Origin of the sequence: Frankia sp. AgKG'84/4, from assembly GCF_023242965.2 — a bacterium.
In the GTDB taxonomy this organism is placed as follows: domain Bacteria; phylum Actinomycetota; class Actinomycetes; order Frankiales; family Frankiaceae; genus Frankia.
In genome coordinates, this window is sequence record NZ_JALKFU020000482.1 from 1 (window position 1) to 4,197 (window position 4,197).

The following is a 4,197-nucleotide window of genomic DNA, read 5'->3' on the forward strand; positions in this document are numbered from 1 at the left end:
CTCGACCCCGCCGGGGACCTCCTCGACCCGCGCGCCCAGCCGGCGGGTCCGCGCCACCTTCACCGGGTTCGCCCCCGCCGGCACGAAGATCGTCGCTGGCACGCCGAAGGCGGCGGCCGCGAACGCGACGCCCTGGGCGTGGTTGCCGGCGCTGGCCGCGACGACGCCACGCTGGCGACGCTGCGGGTCGGCGTTGGCCACCCGGTGGTAGGCGCCGCGAAGTTTGAACGAACCGGTGTGTTGCTCGTGCTCGCACTTGAGCCAGACCGGCGTGTCCAGCGACGCCGTCAGCCCCGCGTCCCGCACCACCCGGGTCCGCCGGGCTACCCCGTCGAGGACCGCCGCCGCCGCCACGATGCGGGGAAGCCACCAGTCCGTGGCGGGCGACGGGCCATCCGCCGTCGCGTTCGGATCCGCGGGGGCCGGTTGGTCATCCGTCGTTGGTGCGGTCATCTGGCTGCTCCCGATGGCAGTGCGGCCACCTCGCCGTGACCGCGGCAACAAAAAAGCCCCCTGCCTGGCGGCAGAAGGGCATGGCGCGCGGACCCGCAGGTGTGGGCTGCGCGCCTAGGTAATAGCCATCTCGTTCGAGGTCACGCCTTCAACAGTGCTCCGGATGCGCCCGAACGTCAAACGGAGCCCGGCGGCGGCGCGGCGCCGGGTCCGCGGGGGTCCTCGCCTGGTCGCCGAGGAGTGGGGGGGGGGGGGGGGGGGGGGGCGCGGCCCCCCCCCCCCCCCCCCCACGGCCGAACAGCGGCGGGAAGCGAACGGCGGTAACGGCCGGACTCCTGTAACGGCCGGACTCCTGTAACGATCGAAGGGCCCTGGGAAGCTGGCGCCCTTGAGGCCGCGGGAGCCCTCGCGCGGGCGAGTCGGTCAGGCGGCGGTCGGACCGGCCGGGGTCTGCGCGGCCGGAGCGGAACGGACGAAGCCGTGTGCGCAATCCTCGCGCAGCAACACGTCCAACGTTGCCCTGGAGCGGGTCAGCGCCACCTCGACGGCCTGGCGGGCGCGGCCGGCATCACCCATCTGCAACGCGTACGACGCGATGGTCAGCGACTGGACCAGGTCGTCCTGGTCGGCCAGATCAGCGCTCATCCGCTCACGGGAGACCATGCGGGGTGGGTCCGGCGCCATGAGTCCCCACACGGCCGGGTCGCGACGCCGTAGGGCGATCCACCCGGCGGCCGCCGCGGTGCACAGCAGCCAGCAGGCGCCCGCCCAGGCGGCCAGCCCGGCGAAGGCGGTCAGGACGATGCCGATGACGGCGAGGACGGCGAGCGCGCCGGTGGCGGCCGGCACCGTTCCCGGCACCGAGCCGTGACGACGGGCGGCCGCGGCGGCCGGACGGCAGGCGATGGCCAGGGCGAGAGCCGTGCCGGCACCCGCCGCGCCGACCAGCAGTTGCCAGATCATTCCCTGTCACCCCCGATGTGCCGTCGTACTTCGGCGCGGTGTCCGCACGATGCGCCGTAGGTCCACACCTGGTGGACGGTCCATGTTTCTCCCTGCCGGGGGCAGTTCACCATGGCCCGTATGGGTCATCCGCCTCCATGGTCCGTCCGCGCGGGACATGTCCTGCGGATGGACCGGCGCGTGGCCGCGATCGCCGGATCGCCGGATCACCGGATCGCCCTCCAGGGGGACCGGGTGCGCGTCCTGGTGGTCGTCTTCTGGTGGCTCGGTGTCCGCTCCGCCCACGCGCAGGAGCGGGCCGTGTTGCTTGGCTGGTCGCTCTCTGCGGCCCGGTGTGCGGGCCGACGGGGGGGCGGGACCGGATCCCTGACCGGGACTGCGCGGGCCGGGGACTCCCGATCGTCACCGGCGTGCCGATGACCTGTAAGGTGGAGGCCGCATGTTCCTCCGGGCTGGGCTCGGCTCGCCCGGACATCTCCGGCCGGCCGTTGTTCTCCGCCGGCTGGGGCGTGCGCACCCAAAGCTCCGTGGGCGGCCTCGTCGCCCACGGTTACAGCGGCATAACAACAGCAGGGAGATCTGGTGTACGCGGTCGTTGCCAGCGGCGGCAAGCAACACAGGGTCGCCGTCGGCGATGTCGTCGACGTCGAACTCCTTCCCGGAGAGCCGGGTGTGGCCGTCAACCTTCCGGCGCTCCTGCTCGTCGACGGCGACTCGGTCACCCATGCGGCTGACGCTCTCGCGTCGGTCGCGGTGACCGCCGAGGTCGTCGGCGTCGTCAAGGGTCCGAAGATCCGGATCCACAAGTTCAAGAACAAGACCGGCTACCACAAGCGTCAGGGCCACCGCCAGAAGCTGACGCGGCTCAAGGTGACCGGCATCGAAACCGGGAAGGCCTGACGCAATGGCGCACAAGAAGGGCGCGAGCTCCTCGCGCAACGGTCGGGATTCCAACGCGCAGCGCCTCGGTGTGAAGCGTTTCGGTGGCCAGTTCGTCAAGGCCGGCGAGATCATCGTCCGCCAGCGCGGCACCCACTTCCACCCAGGTGAGCTGGTGGGGCGCGGCAAGGACGACACGCTGTTCGCGCTGTCCCCTGGGCACGTGCAGTTCGGCCGCAGCCGCGGCCGGCGGGTCGTGAACGTGGTTCTCGAGGCGGCGCCCGCCGCCTGATCGTCCGGCCGGACCGGCCAGGCGGCGGAGCGCGGGCTCGTCCCGCGGTCGCCGTCGTGGCGGGTTCGGCCGCCTAAACCGCGCGCACCAGCCCGCTCCGGGGTCCGGTGCGCGCGGTTTTGGTTGTGTGCCCGGGTGCCGTGTCCGGCCCGCCGGGTGGTGCTGGGCGCAGTTGCCGGTGGGTGCCCAACGGCCGGCCGAAGGTCATCGACGCGCCAGGTACCACCGCCCGGTGGAGGCCACAGACGCGGTAAGGGAGGCGGCGGCAGTGCCGAGCTTTGTCGATCGGGTAATCCTGCACGCGGCGGCCGGGGACGGCGGCCACGGCTGCGCGTCCATCCACCGGGAGAAGTTCAAGCCACTCGGCGGCCCGGACGGTGGGGACGGCGGGCGGGGCGGCGACATCCGGCTCATCGTCGACCCCAGCGTCACGACGCTGCTCGACTTCCACTTCCACCCGCACCAGCGGGCCTCGCGCGGCCGTCCCGGCCAGGGGTCCAACCGGCACGGCGCCGACGGGGAGGACCTCATCCTGCCCGTACCCGACGGCACCGTCGTCCTTGACGCCGACGGCGAGCAGGTCATCGACCTGGTCGGGGCAGGCAGCGCCTACGTGCTCGCCCGCGGCGGCCGCGGTGGGCGCGGCAACGCCTCGCTCGCGTCGGCCCGCCGCAAAGCGCCCGGGTTCGCCGAACTCGGTGAACCCGGTGAGCAGCTCGACGCGACCCTCGAACTCAAGACCGTCGCGGACGTCGCCCTCGTCGGTTTCCCCAGCGCCGGCAAGTCGTCGCTGGTGTCGGTGCTCAGCGCGGCCCGGCCGAAGATCGCGGACTATCCGTTCACCACGCTCGCGCCGAACCTCGGCGTCGCGCAGGCCGGCGACCACCCGCCGTACACGGTGGCGGACGTCCCGGGGCTCATCCCCGGTGCCAGCCAGGGCCGTGGCCTGGGCCTGGAGTTCCTGCGGCACATCGAGCGCTGTTCGCTGATCGTCCATGTGCTCGACTGCGCCACGTTGGAGCCCGGACGTGATCCGCTGACGGACCTCGACGTCATCGAGGCCGAACTCGCTGCCTACTCGGCCGACCTGTCCAACCGGCCCCGGCTCGTCGTGCTGAACAAGATCGACGTTCCCGACGCGGAAGAGCTCGCCGAGATGGTGGCGCCCGAGCTACGGGCCCGCGGCCTGCCGGTGTTCGCACTCAGCAGCGCGACCCGGCGCGGCGTCCACGCGCTGTCGCTGGCCCTGGCGGAGAAGGTCGCCGAGCATCGGGCCGCCCAGCCGACCCAGGTCGCGACCCGGGTCGTCCTGCGCCCGCGCGCGGTGAACGAGCCGGACTTCACCGTGTCCACGTACGACGAAGGCTTCCTGATCAAGGGCCGCAAGCCCGAGCGCTGGGTCCTGCAGACCGACTTCAGCAACGACGAGGCGATCGGTTTCCTCGCGGACCGCCTGGCCAGGCTGGGGGTGGAGAAGGAACTCGCCCGGCTTGGCGCGACCGCCGGCGTCGACGTCACGATCGGGGCGGTCACCTTCGAATGGGAGCCGACGCTGAGCGGCGGCGCCCTGGCCGCGGAGATCGCGGCGGCGAACGCGGCCGCGGCGGACG

At 72.9% G+C, this 4,197-nt stretch carries 6 protein-coding genes; 4 read left to right on the forward strand and 2 right to left on the reverse strand.

The features are described from left to right. Positions 1-453: pyridoxal-phosphate dependent enzyme (locus MXD58_RS21685; RefSeq protein ID WP_250609817.1), on the reverse strand; the 453-nt coding region annotated here is incomplete at its 3' end. Positions 454-616: 163 nt separating this feature from the next. Here MXD58_RS21685 and MXD58_RS21690 point away from each other — a divergent pair. Further along, the gene (locus MXD58_RS21690; protein ID WP_250609818.1) at positions 617-811 is read left to right on the forward strand and encodes a hypothetical protein; all 195 of its coding nucleotides are present in this window, start codon (positions 617-619) and stop codon (positions 809-811) included. Between the two features lie 65 nt (positions 812-876). Here the strand turns inward: MXD58_RS21690 and MXD58_RS21695 are convergent, their stop codons facing one another. Continuing rightward, positions 877-1,416 (reverse strand): MFS transporter, encoded by a 540-nt coding sequence (locus tag MXD58_RS21695; protein ID WP_248838873.1) that lies wholly within the window; start codon positions 1,414-1,416, stop codon positions 877-879. Positions 1,417-1,998: 582 nt separating this feature from the next. Between MXD58_RS21695 and rplU the strand changes: the two genes are divergently transcribed. The 3 genes from rplU to obgE form a co-directional block, all read left to right on the forward strand. After that, positions 1,999-2,316, forward strand: a complete 318-nt coding sequence (rplU, locus tag MXD58_RS21700; protein ID WP_248838872.1) for a 50S ribosomal protein L21 — start codon at positions 1,999-2,001, stop codon at positions 2,314-2,316. A gap of 4 nt (positions 2,317-2,320) precedes the next feature. Further along, positions 2,321-2,587: a 50S ribosomal protein L27 gene (rpmA, locus tag MXD58_RS21705; protein WP_248838871.1), complete on the forward strand. Its 267-nt coding sequence runs from the start codon at positions 2,321-2,323 to the stop codon at positions 2,585-2,587. Positions 2,588-2,855: 268 nt separating this feature from the next. After that, positions 2,856-4,197 (forward strand): GTPase ObgE (gene obgE, locus MXD58_RS21710; protein WP_250609819.1); only part of this gene is annotated, 1,342 nt, incomplete at its 3' end.